The sequence below is a fragment of the Streptomyces aurantiacus JA 4570 genome (assembly GCF_000414115.1).
Classification (GTDB): Bacteria; Actinomycetota; Actinomycetes; order Streptomycetales; family Streptomycetaceae; genus Streptomyces; species Streptomyces aurantiacus_A.
On sequence record NZ_AOPZ01000017.1, the window covers coordinates 66,237 to 85,942 of the forward strand.

13 protein-coding genes are annotated in these 19,706 nt (G+C 70.4%); 9 read left to right on the plus strand and 4 right to left on the minus strand.

Translation table 11 applies throughout. From position 1 onward, the window contains the following. The first annotated feature begins 124 nt into the window (after positions 1-124). Entirely contained in the window at positions 125-2,812 is a 2,688-nt protein-coding gene (gene ppdK, locus STRAU_RS02180) for a pyruvate, phosphate dikinase (RefSeq protein WP_016638576.1), read from the plus strand. A gap of 180 nt (positions 2,813-2,992) precedes the next feature. Continuing rightward, positions 2,993-5,653, plus strand: a complete 2,661-nt coding sequence (adhE, locus tag STRAU_RS02185; protein WP_016638577.1) for a bifunctional acetaldehyde-CoA/alcohol dehydrogenase — start codon at positions 2,993-2,995, stop codon at positions 5,651-5,653. A gap of 32 nt (positions 5,654-5,685) precedes the next feature. Here adhE and pflA read toward each other — a convergent pair whose 3' ends face one another. After that, positions 5,686-6,432: a pyruvate formate-lyase-activating protein gene (gene pflA / locus STRAU_RS02190; RefSeq protein ID WP_016638578.1), complete on the minus strand. Its 747-nt coding sequence runs from the start codon at positions 6,430-6,432 to the stop codon at positions 5,686-5,688. Continuing rightward, positions 6,429-8,690 (minus strand): formate C-acetyltransferase, encoded by a 2,262-nt coding sequence (pflB, locus tag STRAU_RS02195; protein ID WP_037657101.1) that lies wholly within the window; start codon positions 8,688-8,690, stop codon positions 6,429-6,431. The genes pflA and pflB overlap by 4 nt, the downstream gene beginning before the upstream one ends. A gap of 381 nt (positions 8,691-9,071) precedes the next feature. Between pflB and STRAU_RS02200 the strand changes: the two genes are divergently transcribed. Then, entirely contained in the window at positions 9,072-9,971 is a 900-nt protein-coding gene (locus tag STRAU_RS02200; RefSeq protein WP_016638581.1) for a universal stress protein, read from the plus strand. Positions 9,972-9,995: 24 nt separating this feature from the next. After that, positions 9,996-10,883, plus strand: coding sequence for a universal stress protein (locus tag STRAU_RS02205; protein WP_037657145.1), 888 nt, complete (start codon positions 9,996-9,998; stop codon positions 10,881-10,883). Positions 10,884-10,897: 14 nt separating this feature from the next. Here the strand turns inward: STRAU_RS02205 and ppk2 are convergent, their stop codons facing one another. After that, positions 10,898-11,707 carry a polyphosphate kinase 2 gene (gene ppk2 / locus STRAU_RS02210; RefSeq protein ID WP_016638583.1) on the minus strand — a complete coding sequence of 270 codons (810 nt, stop codon included), beginning with the start codon at positions 11,705-11,707 and terminating at the stop codon, positions 10,898-10,900. A gap of 82 nt (positions 11,708-11,789) precedes the next feature. On the opposite strand from ppk2, the gene STRAU_RS02215 reads away from it, so the two are divergent. The 3 genes from STRAU_RS02215 (at position 11,790) to STRAU_RS02225 (ending at position 17,425) form a co-directional block, all read left to right on the plus strand. Further along, a complete protein-coding gene (locus tag STRAU_RS02215; RefSeq protein ID WP_016638584.1) occupies positions 11,790-14,183 on the plus strand; it encodes a phosphoketolase family protein in 2,394 nt (797 codons plus the stop codon). Positions 14,184-14,252: 69 nt separating this feature from the next. Then, positions 14,253-14,996 carry an HAD family hydrolase gene (locus tag STRAU_RS02220; RefSeq protein ID WP_016638585.1) on the plus strand — a complete coding sequence of 248 codons (744 nt, stop codon included), beginning with the start codon at positions 14,253-14,255 and terminating at the stop codon, positions 14,994-14,996. A 2-nt stretch (positions 14,997-14,998) separates the two neighbouring features. Beyond that, the gene (locus tag STRAU_RS02225; protein WP_016638586.1) at positions 14,999-17,425 is read left to right on the plus strand and encodes a glycoside hydrolase family 65 protein; all 2,427 of its coding nucleotides are present in this window, start codon (positions 14,999-15,001) and stop codon (positions 17,423-17,425) included. 36 nt (positions 17,426-17,461) lie between these two features. Here the strand turns inward: STRAU_RS02225 and STRAU_RS02230 are convergent, their stop codons facing one another. Next, complete coding sequence (locus STRAU_RS02230) at positions 17,462-18,130, minus strand: DoxX family membrane protein (RefSeq protein WP_037657103.1); 669 nt, start codon at positions 18,128-18,130, stop codon at positions 17,462-17,464. A gap of 281 nt (positions 18,131-18,411) precedes the next feature. Here STRAU_RS02230 and STRAU_RS02235 point away from each other — a divergent pair, with 281 nt between their 5' ends. Together STRAU_RS02235 and STRAU_RS02240 are read left to right on the plus strand one after the other, a co-directional pair. After that, positions 18,412-18,876, plus strand: coding sequence for a cyclic nucleotide-binding domain-containing protein (locus STRAU_RS02235; protein ID WP_037657105.1), 465 nt, complete (start codon positions 18,412-18,414; stop codon positions 18,874-18,876). Between the two features lie 37 nt (positions 18,877-18,913). Further along, positions 18,914-19,636, plus strand: coding sequence for a CBS domain-containing protein (locus STRAU_RS02240; RefSeq protein ID WP_037657148.1), 723 nt, complete (start codon positions 18,914-18,916; stop codon positions 19,634-19,636). The last annotated feature ends 70 nt before the right edge of the window (positions 19,637-19,706 follow it).

Here is a 19,706-nt window from a genome sequence, read left to right on the forward strand (position 1 = left end):
CACTGAAGGCCCGGGGCGCCCGGGAGGAGCCGGTTCCGTACCCCTGACCGCTGACCCGACCCCGCCGAACGGCGCGCGACCTCAGCCCGGTCCTCCCTCAGACACCGGAAGGAAGTGCACCGCCATGGTCCAGTACGTGTACGAGTTCGCCGAGGGCAACCGCGACATGGCCGACCTGCTCGGCGGCAAGGGTGCCAACTTGGCAGAGATGACCCGACTGGGCCTTCCTGTGCCACCCGGGTTCACGGTCACCACCGATGCCTGCCGGGCCTTCCTCGCCACGGGGACCGAGCCGGACGGCCTGGCTGACGAGATCGCCGACTGCCTCGGCGTTTTGGAGCGGTCGGCAGGGCGTCGGCTCGGGCAGCCGGATGACCCGCTGCTGCTCTCGGTCCGGTCCGGAGCTCGATTCTCCATGCCGGGGATGATGGAGACGATCCTCGACATCGGCCTCACCGACGACTCCGTACGAGGGCTGGCCAAGGTGTCCGGGAGCGAGCGCTTCGCCTGGGACTCCTACCGCCGCCTCCTGCAGATGTTCGGCAGCACCGTGATGGGCGTCGACCCCGCGCTGTTCGAGGCAGCCCTCACCCGTCTCAAGGACTCCCTGAACTACCGGGACGATCTGCACCTGGACGCGCCGGACCTCGCCCGGCTCGTCGAGACCTACAAGAACCTGATCAGCGGGGAAACCGGCAAAGACTTCCCGCAGGATCCCACTGAGCAGCTGCGCCGGTCGATCCGAGCCGTCTTCGAGTCCTGGAACGGCCAACGCGCGCGCCTGTACCGCCGGCGCGAGCACATCTCCGACACTCTGGGCACCGCAGTCAACGTACAGCGCATGGTCTTCGGCAACCTCGGTCCCGACTCCGGCAGCGGTGTCGCCTTCACCCGTGATCCGGCCACGGGTCGCCGCCGCCCCTACGGCGACTACCTGCCCAATGCGCAGGGCGAGGACGTCGTCGCGGGCATCCGCAACACCGTCCCGCTGACCGACCTCGAACGCCTCGACCCCACGTCGTACGCCCAACTACGGGACCATCTAGAGGCGTTGGAGGGCCATTACCGGGATCTGTGCGACGTCGAGTTCACCATCGAGCGTGGCACCTTGTGGATGCTTCAGACCCGCGTGGGCAAGCGCACGGCCGAGGCCGCGTTCGCCATCGCCGCCGGGCTCGCCGAGGAAGGTCTGATCACCCACGACGAGGCGCTGGCCCGCGTCAGCGGCGACGAAGCCGCCCGGCTGATGTTCCCGCGGTTCGACACGGCTGCCGTCGGGGAGGCGCTGGCGCACGGCATCCCGGCCTCGCCGGGCGCTGCCGTCGGCGCCGCGGTGTTCGACTGCGCCGAGGCCGTCCGGCGCGCCGCCGCCGGGGAGAAGGTCGTCCTCGTACGGCAGGAGACCACACCGGACGATCTGCCCGGAATGGTGGCCGCTCAGGCGGTGCTCACCAGCCGGGGCGGCAAGACGAGCCACGCGGCCGTGGTCGCCCGCGGCATGGGCAAGGTCTGTGTGTGCGGCGCCGAAGACCTCGTCATCGACCCGCCGGGACGCCGTTGCACCACTGCGGGCGGCGTCACCATCGAAGAGGGCATGGTCATCTCCGTCGACGGCTCCACGGGAACCCTGTACGCCGGGGTGGCACCGCTGGTCGATTCCGAGGTCATGCGGTACTTCGAGACGGGTGAGCGCTCCGGCGAGCTGGTCGACGCCGTTGCCCGTGCCCTGGACCGGGCCGACGCTGTACGGCGCCTGGGGGTCCGGGCCAACGCCGACACTCCCGAAGACGCCGCGCGCGCCCGCCGGTTCGGCGCCGAGGGGATCGGGCTCTGCCGCACCGAGCACATGTTCCTCGGCGACCGGAGGAAGCTCGTCGAGGCGATGATTCTCGCCCACACCGACGCCGACCGCGTACGGGCGCTGGACGCTCTCCTGCCGCTGCAGCGGCAGGACTTCATCGGCATTCTGGAGGCGATGGACGGGCTGCCGGTGACCATCCGCCTCCTCGATCCGCCCCTGCACGAGTTCCTGCCCGACCGCACCGAGCTGTCCGTCCGTATCGCCACCGCCGAGGCCCAGGGCAACCCGCCCAGCGCGCACGACGCCGAACTGCTGGCAGCCGTGAACCGGATGCATGAGGAGAACCCGATGCTCGGTCTGCGCGGCGTGCGCCTCGGACTGGTGGCACCGGGCCTGACCGCGATGCAGGTCCGAGCCCTCGCGGAAGCGATCGTGGAACGCAAGCGGGCGGGCGGCGATCCCCGGGCGGAGATCATGGTGCCGCTGATCGATGCGGTCGAAGAACTGCGCCTGGTGCGTGAGGAAGTGGATGAGACACTCGCCGCTGTCTCCGAGGCTTCGGGGATGGCAGTCCGCTGCCCGGTCGGCACGATGATCGAGCTACCCAGGGCTGCCCTGACGGCAGGTCAGATCGCGCAGGAGGCGGCGTTCTTCTCCTTCGGCACCAACGACCTCACCCAGACCACCTGGGGCTACTCCCGCGACGACGTCGAAGCGGCGTTCTTCTCCGCCTACCTGGACAAGGGCATCTTCAAAGTCTCCCCGTTCGAGACCATCGACCCCGAAGGCGTGGGCCGACTCGTCCGCATCGCCGTCGCCGAAGGCCGTGCGGCGCGGCCCGATCTGAAGGTCGGGGTCTGTGGTGAACACGGCGGTGACCCCGCGTCCGTCCACTTCTTCCACGCCGCGGACCTCGACTACGTCTCCTGTTCGCCGTTCCGCGTACCCGTGGCCCGCCTCGAGGCCGGACGGGCCGCGCTCACCGACACGGAGGCGTCCGACAGCAGGTGAAGACAGCAGGGCCGTCCGGCCCTGGACACCGGTACCCGTCGGCCGCTCCCCCGGTGCGCAACGGCACCTGGGTTCACCACCGGTTCCGCGCGACGCTCGTGGTGGTAGGGGCGTGGGCCCAGGGACAGATCCTCACGCCGCCTGCTCTACGGATTCAGCTCTCGACGACGGAGGCCCCCGATGACCGCACGCGACGAGCGCCTCAGTGCCGCCCCGGCCATCAGGACGCCAACGGACACAGCTGTCGCCGTGGACCGGCTGGTGACGGCCGGACTCAAGGCACTCGCCGACTACGAGTCGCTCACCCAGGAACAGGTCGACCACATCGTGAGCAAGGCATCGGTCGCCGCCCTGGACCAGCACACCGCGCTGGCTCGGCTCGCGGTGACGGAGACCGGGCGCGGCGTGTTCGAGGACAAGGCCGTCAAGAACATGTTCGCCTGCGAGCACGTCACGCACAGCATGGGTCCGATGAAGACCGTCGGCGTGATCGCCCGCGACGACCTTGAGGACATCGTCGAGATCGCGGAGCCGGTGGGCGTGGTGTGCGCCATCACTCCCGTCACCAACCCCACCTCCACCACCATCTTCAAGGCGCTCCTGGCTCTGAAGACCCGCAACCCGGTCGTCTTCGCCTTCCACCCCGCCGCCCAGCAGTGCAGCGCCGAGGCGGCCCGGGTCGTGCGCGACGCGGCCGTCGCCGCGGGCGCCCCGGAGCACTGCGTGCAGTGGATCGAGTCACCGTCCCTCGAGGCCACCGGCGCCCTGATGCACCACCCGGGCGTCGCGTTGATCCTCGCGACCGGCGGCAACTCCATGGTCCGGGCCGCCTATTCGGCCGGCAAGCCCGCTCTGGGCGTGGGTGCGGGCAACGTACCCGCGTACGTCCACAAGAGCGCGCGGCTGCCCCGGGCCGTCAACGACCTCGTGCTGTCCAAGGCGTTCGACAACGGCATGATCTGCGCCTCCGAACAGGCCGTCATCCTGGACGACGAGATCTACGGCGCGGCCCTGGCCGAGTTCCGCACCCTGCACGCCCATCTGGCCACCGCCGATGAGAAGGCGAAGCTGGAGGCGTTCCTCTTTCCCGTCGGCGCGGCGGGCTCCGGCTGCGAGCCCAAGGTCAACTCCGCAGCCGTAGGCCAGAGCCCGGCGTGGATCGCGGAGCAGGCCGGCTTCTCCGTGCCCGACGACACCTCGCTCATCCTGGTCGAGGCCACGCGAGTCGGCCGGGACGAGCCACTGACCCGCGAGAAGCTCTGCCCCGTACTCGCCCTGCTACGCGCCGACTCCGAGCAGCAGGGCTTCGCCCTGGCCGCGGACATGGTCGCCTTCCACGGCCAGGGCCACAGCGCCGTCATCCACACCGACGACTCCGCACTGGCTGAGGCATACGGCAGGCACCTGAAGACCGTCCGGATCATCGTCAACTCCCCCTCGTCGCAGGGCGCCATCGGCGGCATCTACAACAACCTTCTGCCGTCGCTGACGCTCGGCTGCGGCTCGTGGGGCAGCACCTCGGTGTCCAACAACGTCTCCGCCGTCCAACTGCTGAACATCAAGCGCCTCACCACGCGCCGCAACAATCTGCAGTGGTTCAAGGTCCCGCCGAAGATCTACTTCGAGCCGCAGGCCATCCGCTACCTCGCCGACATGCCGGACGTCCACCGCGTCACCATCGTCACCGACGCGACCATGACCCGCCTCGGCTTCGTCGACCGCGTCACACGTGTCCTGCAGCGTCGCCGCGAGCCGGTCACCATACAGGTCATCGACACCGTCCAGCCGGAGCCGAGCATCGACTCCGTCCGGCACGGGGCCGACCTCATGCGGGACTTCCGCCCGGACACCATCATCGCGCTCGGCGGCGGCTCGCCCATGGACGCCGCCAAGGTGATGTGGCTGCTGTACGAGCAGCCGGACGTCGACTTCGCCGACATGCGGCACAAGTTCTCCGACATCCGCAAACGCGCCTTCCGCTTTCCCGTTCTCGGCTCGCTGGCCCGTCTGGTGTGCGTGCCCACCACCTCGGGCACCGGCGCCGAAGTCACGCCCTTCGCGGTGATATCCGATCCGGCCACCGGCAAGAAGTACCCCTTGGCCGACTACGCCCTCACACCCAGCGTGGCCATCGTCGACCCCCTGCTCACCACCCAACTGCCCCCGGCGCTGGCGGCGGACAGCGGCTTCGACGCCCTCACCCACGCCATCGAGGCGTACGTGTCGGTGTACGCCAACGACTTCACCGACGGCCTGGCCCTGCACGCGATCCGGATGGTCTTCGAGAACATCGAAGCAGCGGTGAACGAGCGGGCGGACCGGCCGCAGGCCCGGGAGAAGATGCACAACGCCGGCACCATCGCGGGCATGGCCTTCGGCAATGCCTTCCTCGGCATCGTCCACGCCATGTCCCACACCCTGGGCGCCACTTTCCACGTCGCGCACGGCCGCACCAACGCGATCCTGCTGCCCCACGTCATCCGCTACAACGGCACTGTCCCCTCCAAGCTCACGGGCTGGCCGAAGTACGAGAACTACCGCGCTCCCGAACGCTTCCAGGACGTGGCCCGCACGCTCGGTCTGTCCGCGGCCACCCCGCGGGAGGGTGTGGAATCGCTGGCGTGCGCCGTGGAGCACCTGCGCGACGCCGTGGGCATCGAGCCGTCGTTCAAGTCGGTCGGCGTCGAGGAGCACGCCTTCCTCGACGCTCTCCCCCAGCAGGCCCTGAACGCTTACGAGGACCAGTGCGCGCCCGCCAACCCGCGCATGCCGATGCTCGACGACATGCAGGAGATGATGCGGGCGGCGTTCTACGGAACGGACGGCGGGCCGCGCCCATAGGCACACGGCCGAGAGCCGCGCCGCGCGCCGGCTCAGTGCGCCCGCAAACCGTGGGCGTGAAACTGCCGGCGCACCCGCTCGACGAGGTCGGGCCCCGGGCCGGGGGTGTCCCGCAGCGGAAAGGGAAGGCCCAGGGCTTCGTACTTGTGGGCACCCAGCTTGTGGAACGGCAGGACGTCCACTCGGTCGACGTTGCCCAGACCGGCCAGGAAGGCGCCGAGGCCGTCGATGGCGGCCGCGTCGTCGGTCCGGCCCGGGACCAGGACGTAGCGGATCCACACCGGGATGCCGAGATGGTCCAGGCGGGTGGCGAAGCCGAGGGTGGGGGCGAGTTCACCCCCGGTCAGCTTGCGGTAGGTCGCGACGTCGAAGGACTTGATGTCCAGGAGCACGAGATCGGTGTCGGCGAGCAGGGCGTCGTCGGCGCGGGCGCCGAGGAACCCGGAGGTGTCCAGGGCGGTGTGCAATCCCGCCTCCCTGCAGCGACGCAGGACGGTGCCGGTGAAGGCGGGTTGGAGCAGGGGCTCGCCGCCCGTGAGGGTCACCCCTCCGCCGGCGGTGGTGATGAACGGACGATACTGGTCGATCTCGGCCATGACCTCGTCGGCGGTGAACGGCCGCCCGTCGCGCATGCGCCAGGTGTCCGGGTTCGCACAGTAGAGACAGCGCAGTGGGCATCCGCTGACGAACAGCACGAAACGGGTGCCGGGGCCGTCCACTCCGGTGGACAGATCCCAGGAGTGGACGCGCCCTGTCACCAGCCCGTTCGTGGTGTTCACAGTGCGCCGTGGAAGGTGCGGCTGAGCACGTCGAGCTGTTGCTCGCGCGTCAGGCGGACGAAGTTGACGGCGTATCCGGAGACCCTGACGGTCAGCTCCGGGTACTTCTCCGGGTGGTTCATGGCGTCCTCCAACGTGGCCCGGTCCAGGACGTTGACGTTCATGTGGAAGCCGCCGCATGCCATGTAGGCGTCCAGTACGCCGACGAGGTTCCCGGCCCGCTCGGCGGGGTCGTGGCCCAGGCCCTCGGGGGTGATCGAGGTGGTCAGCGAGATACCGTCGCGCGCCAGCTCGTACGGGATCTTCGCCACGGACAGGGCTGAAGCCGCGGCCCCGTGCCGGTCCCGTCCGTTCATCGGGTTGGCGCCGGGCGCGAAGGGCTGTCCGGCGCGGCGCCCGTCGGGGGTGTTGCCGGTGTGCTTGCCGTAGACGACGTTGGAGGTGATGGTCAGCACGGACTGGGTGTGCTCGGCGTCGCGGTAAGTGGAGTGCTTGCGCACCTTCGCCATGAACGTCTCCACCAGGCCGACGGCGAGCGCGTCGACGCGGTCGTTGTTGTTGCCGTAGGCGGGGAACTCGCCCTCGGTCTCGTAGTCGACGGCCAGACCGGAGTCGTCGCGGATCACCTTCACCCGGGCGTACTTGACCGCGGACAGGCTGTCGGCCGCGACGGAGAGGCCGGCGATCCCGCAGGCCATGAAGCGGTGCACAGGGTAGTCGTGCAGCGCCATCTCGATCCGCTCGTAGGCGTACTTGTCGTGCATGAAGTGGATGACGTTGAGGGCGCCGACATAGGTCTCCGCCAGCCAGTCGAGCATCCGGTCGTACGCCGCGCTCAGCTCCTCGTACTCCAGGTGCTCGCCGCTCAGCGCGGGTGTCTCGGGCCCCACCTGTTCGCCCGTCATCTCGTCCCGACCGCCGTTGATCGCGTACAGCAGCGCCTTGGCGAGGTTGACGCGGGCTCCGAAGAACTGCATCTGCTTGCCGACCGCCATCGCGGACACGCAGCAGGCGATCGCGGTGTCGTCGCCGGTGAGCGGCCTCACCAGCTCGTCGGATTCGTACTGGACCGCGCTGGTGTCGATGGAGACGCGGGCGCAGAACTCCTTGAAGCCGGAGGGCAGCCGGGGCGACCAGAGCACGGTCAGGTTCGGCTCGGGCGCGGGCCCGAGGTTGTAGAGGGTCTGCAGGAAGCGGAAGGAGGTGCGGGTGACGAGGGTGCGGCCGTCCGCGCCGATGCCGCCGATCGACTCGGTCACCCAGGTGGGGTCACCGGAGAACAGGGCGTCGTACTCGGGCGTGCGCAGGAACCGTACGAGCCGCAGTTTGATCACGAAGTCGTCGATGAGCTCCTGGGCGCGGCTCTCGTCGATGGCGCCCGCGTCCAGGTCCCGCTGGAGGTACACGTCCAGGAAGGTGGACGTGCGGCCCAGGGACATCGCGGCGCCGTTCTGCTCCTTCACCGCGGCGAGGTAGCCGAGATAGAGCCATTGCACGGCCTCGTGCGCCGACGCAGCCGGCCGGGTGACGTCGCAGCCGTAACCGGCTGCCATGCGCGCCAGATCGGCCAACGCCCTTATCTGTTCCGCGAGTTCCTCCCGATCACGGATCACTTCCTCGGTGGACGGGCGGGCGTCCAGCAGGGCGCGCTCGGCGCGTTTGGCGGCGATCAGGCGATTCGTACCGTACAGCGCCAGGCGTCGGTAGTCGCCGATGATCCGTCCGCGGCCGTACGCGTCCGGGAGGCCCGTAATGATCCCCGCCCTGCGGGCGGCCCGCATGACCTGCGTGTAGCCGTCGAAGACGCCATCGTTGTGGGTCTTGCGGTAGGTACCGAAGACCTTGGTCACGAACGGGCCGGGCCGGTATCCATATGCCTGCAGGCTGGTTTCGACCATGCGGAGGCCGCCGTTCGGCATGATCGCGCGCTTCAGCGGGGCGTCGGTCTGCAGACCGACGATGAGTTCCAGGTCCTGGTCGATGTACCCGGGAGCGTGCGCGGTGATCGTCGAAGGTGTGGCGGCGTCGACGTCCAGGATCCCTTTGCGCCGTTCCTCGGGGAACAGCGCGCTGACCTTCTCCCAGACGGCGCGCGTACGGTGAGTGGGGCCGGTGAGGAAGACCGCGTCGCCTTCGTACGGCGTGCAGTTGGCCTGGATGAAGTCGCGCACGTCCACGTGCTCGCGCCACCGTTCGCCCGCGAGGCCGCGCCACTCGGTCCTCGGAGTCGCCACATCTGTCGGAGCCACCGTCGTCATCACTTGCCTCCGCATCGGATCGCGTTGCTGTCCGCGGGGCTCACCGGCCCCTCTCGAAGTGCCGTGGCCCCTGCGCATTTCATGCTCGTGTGCGCCGAGGGCCCGGGGCAGGGGCCGTGCGGTGGCAGGCGTGGTGCCGTCCGGCCCCTGTTCCGCCGCTCCCTGGGGCCGGTGTGGCCGTGCCGCAGGGGCCGTGAGTTCCTGGAGTTCAAATGAGGGCCGGTCGGCCCAGGCCCGGGCCCCGTCGGCCCTTCCACTCCAGTGGCCCGGCCCCCGACGCTGGAATCGAAGCCAGGTGCGAATCGAGGCCGTGAGGCGTCGAGGGGCGGTACGACCCTCCACCCTCGACGTGGGTCCGGCTCTGACCAGGAGGTACGCGTCATGTCCCACACTGTCGTAGCCGGTTTCGACGGCTCGCCCGAGAGCCAGGCGGCCGCCGAGTGGGCCGCCCGCGAGGCGGGGCTGCTCGGCGCGGAGCTGAAGCTGGTCAGCGTCTGGCAGCCCGTTCCCCTGGCGTACGCCCCGTTCCTCGGTGGCGAGGCCCAGCAGCACGAGATGGTCCGGGTGCCCCGTGAGGCGGCAGAGGGCCTTCGGCTGCGTCACCCCGGTGTGTCCGTGAGCGTGGAGCAGCTCAGTGGCCGTCCCAGTGAGGTGCTGGCCGCCGCGGCGGACGACGCCGACCTCTTGGTTCTCGGGTCGCGCGGGCTGAGCGGCTTGAGCGGCTTCCTGGTCGGATCCGTCGGGCAAGCCGTGGTGGCCCACGCCCGGCACCCGGTCGTCCTCGTCCGGGCCGGGGAGCAGGCCGCGGACGAGCACGCCAAGGATCCGTCCGGTGTCCCGTCCGCCGCGACGCCGTATCGACCGGTCATCCTGGGGCTCGACGCCGTATCGCCCGATGCGTCAGTGATCGAATTCGCCTTCGAGGCCGCGGCGCGCCGTGACACCGCCCTGCGCGTGCTCCATTCCTGGCCGCTGCCTCCCTACTTCGCCTACGGCCTTCCCGAGGATCCCGAGTTGAACGCCCAGCTGGCCGAAGACGACGCGGAGATTCTGGCCGAGGCCCTCCGCTCCTGGCGGCAGAAGTTCCCGTCCGTCGAGGTCCGCGAGGAATCCCGTCCCGGCAAACCCGCTGACCACGTGGTCGATGCCTCCCGCGACGCCTCGCTCGTGATTGTCGGACGCCGGATCCGCACCTCGCCGGTCGGCGCCCGCGTCGGGCCGGTCACGCACGCGGTGCTGCATCACGCGGCCGCGCCGGTCGCCGTCGTCCCGCACCACTGACCCCGGAGAGAACGGGTGAGCGAGATGCCGAGCATGGAACTGCCCGTGGTGGCCGGAATCGACGGCTCCGATCCGAGCCTGCGCGCCGTGGACTGGGCGGCGGACGAGGCTGCCCTGCACGGCGTGCCGTTGCGGCTGGTGTACGCCTCGTTGTGGGAGCGCTACGAAGGGCCCGCGCTGGCCCAGGCTCTGGGCAAGCCTTCGGAGCGGGTACGCGCCGACCTCATCGTCGGCAGTGCCGCCGAACGGGCTGAGCGTCGCGCACCGGATCTGAAGATCTCGGCCGAGGTGCTGCGCGCCGACGCGGTGAGCGCCCTGCTCCGGGAGGCGCGTAACGCCTCCATGGTGGTCGTGGCGTCCCGCGGCCGCAGCGGGGTCGCCGAGTTGCTGCTCGGCTCCGTCAGCCTGGCGGTCGCCGCCCGGGCCGCCTGCCCCGTGGTCGTGCTGCGCGACGGCCGCGGACAGGGACCCTGGACCCGCGCAGCGCAGCGGATCGTGCTCGGGGTCGGCGACGAGGCGGGCTCGGCGGCGGTGCGCTTCGCGTTCCAGGAGGCGGCCGACCGTCACGCCGCTGTGCACGCCGTGCGGGCGTGGCGATGCCCCGCGCACGAGACCTTCGACCCTCCTCTCACGGCCGGTGATCCCGCCCACGACCACGAGCGACGCGCCACGGAGCTCGTGGCGGAGGCCCTGCGGGATGCCGCGGAGGAGCATCCGTCCGTGCGGGTGCGTCCGCGGATCGTCGAGGGGGCGGCGCGCACAGCGCTGGTGGATGCCTCGGCCACCGCCGACCTCCTGGTCGTGGGCGCTCGCCGCCGTCACGGACACCTCGGGCTTCAGCTCGGCCGGGTCACGCACGCGGTACTGCACCACTCCGCCTGCCCCGTCGCCGTCGTCCCGCAGCGGGCGTGACGGTGCTGCCCCGATCAGAGTCGGGACGCGTGGTCGGGTACGTACGTCTGCAGCTCCCTGGGCGGGCGTACGTAGCCGGTCGACGGCGGGCGTTGCGGCAACTCCAGTACGGGGGGCGGCACTTCGCGGTAGGGCAGCGACCCCAGCAGGTGGGCGATCATGTTCAGCCGGGCCCGGCGTTTGTCGTCGCTCTCCACCACGTACCACGGAGCCTCCGCGGTGTCGGTGTGCACCAGCATGTCGTCCTTCGCGCGCGAGTACGCCTCCCACCGGGTGATGGACTCCAGGTCCATCGGCGAGAGCTTCCAGCGCCGCACGGGATCCTCCAGGCGCCGCCGGAACCGCTCCTGCTGCACCGCGTCGCTCACCGAGAACCAGTACTTGCGCAGCAGGATCCCCTCCTCCACCAGCATCCGCTCCAAGACCGGGCACTGGCGGAGGAACAGCTGGTACTCCTCCGGAGAGCAGAAGCCCATCACGTGCTCGACGCCGGCGCGGTTGTACCAGCTCCGGTCGAACAGCGCGATTTCCCCTGCCGCCGGCAAGTGCGCGATGTAACGCTGGAAGTACCACTGGGTGCGTTCGCGTTCAGTGGGCTTGGGGAGGGCCACGATCCGAGCCACCCGGGGGTTGAGATGCTCCGCGACCCGCTTGACGGTGCCGCCCTTGCCCGCCGCGTCCCGTCCCTCGAACACCACGACGAGCCGGGCGCCCTCCGCGCGCACCCACTCCTGAAGTTTCACCAGCTCCGTCTGCAGTCGCAGCAGCTCCCGCTCGTACATGCCACGCGGCAGCGACGCGGGGCGCTTCTTCTTTCCGGCCATTCCGCCTCCTTGCTCATCGACCGCCCCCCGACTGCTCCTCGATCACTACTCGACCCATCCAACGACGTTCACGAGGTTCTTCATGTCCAACGCCAAGCAAGAGAACCCGGACAGCAGCACGACGTTGACCGACGAGGAACTGCGCACGCTGGACGCCCACTGGCGGGCCGCCAACTACCTGGCGGTCGGCCAGATCTACCTGTTGGCCAATCCCCTGCTCACCGAGCCGCTCCGGCCCGAGCACGTCAAACCGCGGCTGCTCGGGCACTGGGGCACCTCGCCCGGCCTCAATCTGGTCCACACACACCTCAACCGTGTGATCAAGGAGCGTGGCCAAGACGCCCTGTGTATCTGGGGACCCGGTCACGGCGGTCCTGCGGTCCTCGCCAATTCCTGGCTCGAAGGCAGCTACAGCACCACATACCCCGACGTGAGCCGGGACGCGGCAGGCATGGAGCGACTGTTCCGTCAGTTCTCCTTCCCAGGCGGGGTGCCGAGCCACGTCGCCCCGGAGACCCCGGGCTCCATCCACGAAGGCGGCGAACTCGGCTACGCCCTGTCCCACGCCTATGGCGCCGCACTGGACAACCCTCAGCTCCTGGTCGCCTGCGTGATCGGCGACGGTGAGGCGGAGACGGGGCCGCTGGCCGCCTCCTGGCACTCCAACAAATTCCTCGACCCCGTACACGACGGCGCGGTGCTGCCGATCCTGCACCTCAACGGCTACAAGATCGCCAACCCCGCGGTGCTCGCCCGGCTCCCCGAGGCCGAACTCGACGAACTGCTGCGGGGATACGGTCACGCCCCGCTCCACGTCACGGGGCACGACCCGATGCAGGTGCACCAGGACATGGCCCAGGCGATGGACACCGCCCTGGACCGCATCACCGAGATCCAACGCGCGGCACGCCAGGAGGGCGGGACCGACCGGCCTCTGTGGCCCGTCATCGTGCTGCGCACCCCCAAGGGCTGGACCGGCCCGGCCGAGGTCGACGGGCTGCCGGTGGAGGGCACATGGCGCTCCCACCAGGTCCCACTGGCCGGGGTGCGCGACAACGCAGAACATCTGCAGCAACTGGAGGAGTGGCTGCGCTCGTACCGGCCCGAGGAACTCTTCGACGAGCGGGGCCGACCGCGGGGGCAGGTTCTCGCCTGCGTCCCCGACGGCGCGCGGCGCCTCGGCGCGACCCCGCACGCCAACGGAGGCTTGCTGCTGCGCGAGTTGCCCATACCGCCGCTGGAGCGGTACGCGGTCGCCGTCGACAAGCCGGGCGCGACCCTGCACGAGCCCACCCGCGTCCTCGGCGACCTGCTCGAAACCGTCATGGCGGCGACGGGCGAGCGGCGCGACTTCCGCATCGTCGGCCCGGACGAGACCGCCTCCAACCGCCTCCAGGCGGTGTACGTCGCCAGCGGCAAGGCATGGCAGGCCGAGATGGTGCACGTGGACGAGCACCTGGACCGGCACGGCCGGGTCATGGAGATCCTCTCCGAACACACCTGCCAGGGCTGGCTGGAGGGCTATCTGCTCACCGGCCGGCACGGCCTGTTCTCCTGCTACGAGGCGTTCGTCCACATCGTCGACTCGATGGTCAACCAGCACATCAAGTGGCTGCGCACCTCCCGTCGCCTGCCCTGGCGCGCGCCCATCGCCTCCCTGAACTACTTGCTCACCTCGCATGTGTGGCGCCAGGACAGCAACGGCTTCTCCCATCAGGACCCCGGCTTCATCGACCACGTCCTCAACAAGTCTCCGGAGGTCGTACGGGTCTACCTTCCCCCGGACGCCAACACCCTGCTGTCCGTGGCCGACCACGCCCTGCGCAGCCGGGACTACGTGAACGTGATCGTCGCGGGCAAGCAGCCCTGCTTCGACTGGCTGACCCTCGACCAGGCCCGCGCCCACTGCGCCCGCGGTGCGGGGATCTGGACCTGGGCCGGTACCGAGGACAGCTCGCGGGAGCCGGACGTGGTGCTCGCCGGCGCGGGTGACGTGCCCACCCAGGAGGTGCTGGCCGCGGCGCAGTTGCTCCGTCACCATCTGCCGGAGCTGGCGGTGCGGGTCGTCAACGTCGTCGATCTGGCCCGCCTGCTGCCCGCCGAGGAGCACCCGCACGGCATGCCCGCCGCCCAGTACGACGCCCTGTTCACCCAGGACAAGCCGGTCATCTTCGCCTACCACGGCTACCCGTGGCTGATCCACCGCCTCGCCTACCGCCGTACCGGCCACCCCAATCTGCACGTGCGCGGCTACAAGGAGATCGGCACCACCACGACGCCCTTCGACATGGTGGTCCGCAACGACCTCGACCGCTACCGCCTGGTCATGGACGTCATCGACCGTGTCCCCGGCCTCGCCGTCCGCGCCGCCGACGTACGCCAGCAGATGGAGGACACCCGGCTGCGACACCACGCCTGGATCCGGGAACACGGCACCGATCTCCCGGAGGTCGCAGACTGGACCTGGACCGCCTGACGTGGCCCGGCCCGAACAGGAGCGCACCACCATGACCACGAGCGCAAGCCGAGGCTCCGGCGGCTCCCGATGAGCGCCGGTCCCGCCCAGGCCGCCGTGCCCCGTGCGCTGCGGGGCACGGCGGCCGCGGTGTTCGACACCGACGGCGTCATCACCGACTCGGCGCGGGTGCACGCCGCCGCGTGGAAGGCGGCCTTCGACGTCCATCTGCGTGACCGTCAGGACCACCAGCGCCCCTTCGACGAGCACGACGACTATCTGCGGTACGTCGACGGCAAGTCACGTCTGGACGGGGCACGGTCCTTCCTCGAATCCCGCGGGCTCGCCCCCGCCGAGGACGAGGTGCGGTCCGTCGCCGCCGCCAAGGAGCGGCTCTTCACCGAGCGACTGCGGGAGCACGGCATCGACGCCTATCCCGGCACCGTCCGGCTGCTGCGCGTCCTGCGGTCCGCGGGGATTCCCCGGGCCGCCGCGTCCGCGTCCCGGCACGCCCCGGAACTCCTCGATCACGCCGGTGTACGAGACCTCTTCGACACCTTGGTCGACGGCGCCGAGGCCGCCCGCCTGAACCTGCCCGGCAAGCCCGAACCCGCCCTGTTCCTGGAGGCCGCCCGCCGCCTGGGCTTCCCCGCCGCCCGCACCGCCGTCGTCGAGGACGCTCTCGCGGGCGTGGAGGCAGGGCGGCGCGGCGGCTTCGGCCTGGTCGTCGGCGTGGACCGGGCCCGCACCCCGGCCACCCGTGCCGCGCTCCTGAACCACGGCGCGGACCTCGTGGTCGACGACCTCGCCGATCTGCTCACATCGGAGGACTGAGCATGCCCGACGGGACCGACTCGCCCGACCTCACCGACTGGACCTGGGAGTACGAGGGCTACGACCCTGCCCAGGAACGGCTCCGTGAGTCGCTGTGCACTCTCGGCAACGGCTACTTCGCGACACGCGGCGCCGCCCCGGAGTGCGCCGCCGACTCCGTCCACTACCCCGGCACGTACGCCGCGGGCTGCTACAACCGCCTCACGTCCGACCTGGCCGGACGCAAGGTCGAGAACGAGGACATGGTCAACCTGCCCAACTGGCTGCCGCTGCGCTTCCGTACCGGCCCGGGCGAGTGGCTGTCCCCCGACACTCACAAAGTACTCGACCATCGCCAGAGCCTCGACCTGCGCTCCGGCACGCTCACCCGTACCCTGCGCTACGAAGACGACAGCGGCCGCGTCCTCGCGGTGCGCCAACTGCGCCTGCTCCACATGGCAGACCCTCATCTGGCGCTGCTGCGCACCGAATTCACGGCGGAGGGCTGGTCCGGCGGACTGGAAGTCGAAGCGGCGATCGACGGGACCGTCACCAACTCCGGCGTCGATCGCTACCGACAGCTGGCCTCACGTCACCTCACCCACGCCCACACCGGTGCTTCCGACGACAGCGTCACGGTGTGGCTGCGCTGTCGCACCACGACCTCCGACATCCGCGTCGGCCTGGCCGCCCGGACCACGACCGACGCCCCGACCACGATCTCCGTCGCGCACGACGACGGGCGGGCCGTCCAGCGCTTGCGGCTCTCTCTCACCGACGGGCGGACCGTGACCGTCGACAAGACCGTCGCACTGCACACCTCGCGCGACGCGGCGATCAGTGACCCGCTGCACGCTGCCGTCGACCGGGTACGCCGTGCGCCCGACGCCACCGCCCTGCTGGCCTCCCACCGCACGGCCTGGCAGCAGTTGTGGCGCAACGCCGAGCTGGACGTGCCCAACAGGGCGGGGCCGGTGCTGCGGCTGCACCTCTTCCACGTCCTGCAGACGCTCTCCCCACACACGGCCGACCTGGACGTCGGCGTCCCGGCCCGGGGGCTGCACGGCGAGGCATACCGGGGGCATGTCTTCTGGGACGAGTTGTTCGTCCTGCCCTACCTCAACCTGCACTTCCCCGAGGTCTCCCGCGCCCTGCTCACCTACCGCCACCGGCGCCTGGAGCAGGCATGCTTCGCCGCCCGTGACGCCGGGCACAGCGGCGCCATGTACCCGTGGCAGAGCGGCAGCGACGGCCGCGAGGAGACGCAGGAACTCCACCTCAACCCGCGCTCGGGCCGCTGGCTGCCCGACCACTCCCGCCTCCAGCACCACGTCGGCTCGGCGATCGCGTACAACGTGTGGCAATACTGCGAGGCCAGCGGCGACAGCGAGTTCCTGCACACCAAGGGCGCCGAGATGCTGGCGCAGATCGCCCGGTTCTGGGCCGGGCTCGCCACGTACGACGAGGGGCTCGGCCGCTACCGGATCCGTGGTGTCGTCGGCCCCGACGAGTACCACGAGGCGTATCCGGGGTCCTCACGGCCGGGCCTGGATGACAACGCGTACACGAACGTCACCGCCGCCTGGGTGCTGGCCCGGGCCCTCGACGTGGTCCGCGGCCTGCCCGAACCGCGGCGCCGGGACCTCGGCGAGCGCATCGGCCTCGCCCCCGGGGAACTCGACGCCTGGGAGGACGTGTCACGAAAGCTGCACGTGCCTTTCCACTCCGGTGTCATCAGCCAGTTCGAGGGGTACGGCGAGCTGGCCGAGCTCGACTGGGCGGCGTACCGGGCGCGTTACGGCGACATCCGCCGCCTGGACCGGATCCTGGAGGCCGAGAACGACAGCGTCAACCACTACCAGGCGTCCAAACAGGCCGACGTCCTGATGCTCGGCTACCTCTTCGCGCCGGCCGAACTCCAGGGTCTCTTCAAGCAGTTGGGATACGTCATCGACGATGCCACCTGGCAGCGCACCGTCGACCACTACCTGTCCCGCACCAGCCACGGATCCACCCTCAGCAGCCTCGTCCACGGCTGGATCCTGGCCCGCGCCCGACGCACCGACGCCTGGACCTACGTCCAGGAGGCCCTGGCCGGGGACATCGCCGACGTACAGGGCGGCACTACGGGCGAGGGCATCCACCTCGGCGCCATGGCCGGCACCCTCGACCTGGTCCAGCGCGGCCTGACCGGCCTCGAGACCCGTGACGGGACCCTGCGCCTCGACCCCGTACCGCTGCCCGAGCTGTCCGAGTACGGCTTCGCGATCCGCTACCGGGGACACTGGGGTGTGCAGCTGCGGCTGAGCGCGGGCAAGCTGCGGATCACCGTGCCGGAATCCGACCGGGACCCGATCGACATCGCGCTGGCCGACCGAACTGTGCCCGTGGGGCCCGGGGAGTCCTGCACGCTCCTCCTCACCGACCGGGAAACGGCGTGGACGGATTGAATCCGTCCACGCCTGCCCCGGCCCGCGGCCGCTGGGTCAGCGCAGCCAACCGTTCTTCCGGACGAAGGGCAGCCTGGCCCACAGCCGGCCCGCGCCCAAGGTGTCACCGGCGGAGGCCGCCGCGAGGGCGATGAGCGCCACGGCGTAGATGACGTGGTACTCCACCAAGGGATTCGTGGACATGCTCGCGCCGCCGTCGGAGAGGTGCTTGGCGGGCGGCCATTCGGCCATCCACATCAGCACCATCATGGCGGTTCCGGCCAGCGCCGCGAGCCGCAGTGCGATGCCGCTGACCAGGGCAACCCCTATGCCAAGCAGGCCCAGCATGAACAGCCAGTCGGCCCAGGCGGCCCCGGCCCACGAGTGGAACGTGGACTCCATCGGGCCGGCCACCACATTGCCGAGGAAACCCCTGGTCGGCGAGCCGTCGTCGATCCACGCCTTGCCTGACGGGGTGGCGTACCCGAAGCCGAAGGTCTTGTCGAGGAAGGCCCACAAGAAGACGAACCCGGTCAGCAGGCGCAGTGAGGCGAAGGCGTAGTCCCGCGTTGTGCGCGTGTCGGCACGGTGCGTCACCGCGATATCGGACGAGTCGCGTCGTGCCCTGCGGAACGACGGCAGGTGAAATCCCGTGCCGTGGTGCGGGTGGTCGTGCACGGCCATGGTGATGCCCTTCTCGTGAACGGTGATCCCGGTACCTGACATCACTCACTCTGCTCACCGCGCACCTCGTCCGCCGGATGCCAAAGGTCCGCTCCGGTGGTGCCACACGGCCCGTCCCCGCGGGACCACCCGGCCCCGCGGGGAGGCTCGCCCGGCCCAGCCCTGCGCAAGTCGAGGAGCGGCCCTCAGGATGTCGGACGCGATCGCGCGCCGAGCGGCGGTACCGACCGGCCCGGCGAGGGGGCCACCAGGCCCTTGGAGTGCGGGGCGGCCCGGGAACATCATGGAAGTGGCGAGTGCTCACACCCTCCTGGAGGCACGCCATGAACTTTTCCCCCATGCCGAGCACGCTGAAGGCGCTGCCCGCGGCCGACCAGCGCCGGCTGATGGACATCGCCCGCGAAGTGTCGTTCCCGCAGGGCGCCCGTCTCTTCGAGGAGGGCGGCCACGCCGACCGGTTCTGGATCATCCGTACCGGCACGGTCGCGCTGGACCTGCACGTGCCCGGCCGGCGCGCAGCCGTCATCGAAACCCTCGGACACAGCCAACTCATCGGCTGGTCCTGGCTGTTCACCCCGCACGTCTGGCACCTTGGCGGCGAGGCGACCGCGCCGGTACGGGCCTACGAGTTCGACGCCGTCGCTGTGCGAGCGATGTGCCAGGAGAATCCCCTCTTCGGCCGGCACGTCGCCGAGTGGGTGGGCGGCATCGTCGCCCACCGGCTGCACTCGACGCGCACCCGACTCCTTGACCTGTACGCCCCGTACGGCAGCGGAAGCACCCTGTGACCTCCGCTGGGTCAGGCTCTCCCGAGGGGTGACCGCCGTGCATACCATCCCGCACATCGTGGGCGACGTCATGACGCGTTCCGTCCTCGCCGTCCGCCGCACGACGCCCTTCAGGGAGATCGTCCGGATCATGCAAGACCGCCAGGTGAGCGCCCTGCCAGTGCTGGGCGGCGGCCGCGTCCTCGGAATCGTGTCCGCGACCGATCTCCTACCCAAGGAGGAGTTCCGCGAGGGTCCTCTCGACAGCAGCGAGCGGCTGCGGCGTCTCAGTGCTGCCACGAAGGCGGACGGCACGACCGCCAGAGCCCTGATGACCTCGCCGGCCGTCACAGTGAGCCCCGACACCACGCTCGCCGCCGCCGCGCGGACCATGTCGCGGGAAAGGATCAAGCACCTTCCGGTCGTCGACGAGCAGGGCGGCCTGGTGGGCATCGTGAGCCGCGCGGATCTGCTGAAGGTGTTCCTGCGCGACGACGAGGACATCGCCGAGGAGGTCCGCCGGGAGGTGGTGTCCTACCTCTTCCCCGCACCTGGCTCGTCCGTGTGGGTCCAGGTACGCGGCGGGGTCGTGACGGTCAAAGGACGCGTCGGGGACCCGGACCTGGTTCCGGCAGCCGCCCGCCTCGCCCGAGCGGTCGAGGGTGTCGTGGCCGTGGAGTTCGCTCTCGCCGAGGACACCGGACGACACCGGCTCCCGAACGGCCACGGAGCGGGGCCGATCACGGCACATCATGAAGAGGGTGGGCCCGGTCGGCCCTAGTGCCTCTCGGCCCGACGGGGTGATGATCGTCGCGACGGGCGGCCCGCGGCCCGTCGTCCACCGGGAAGAA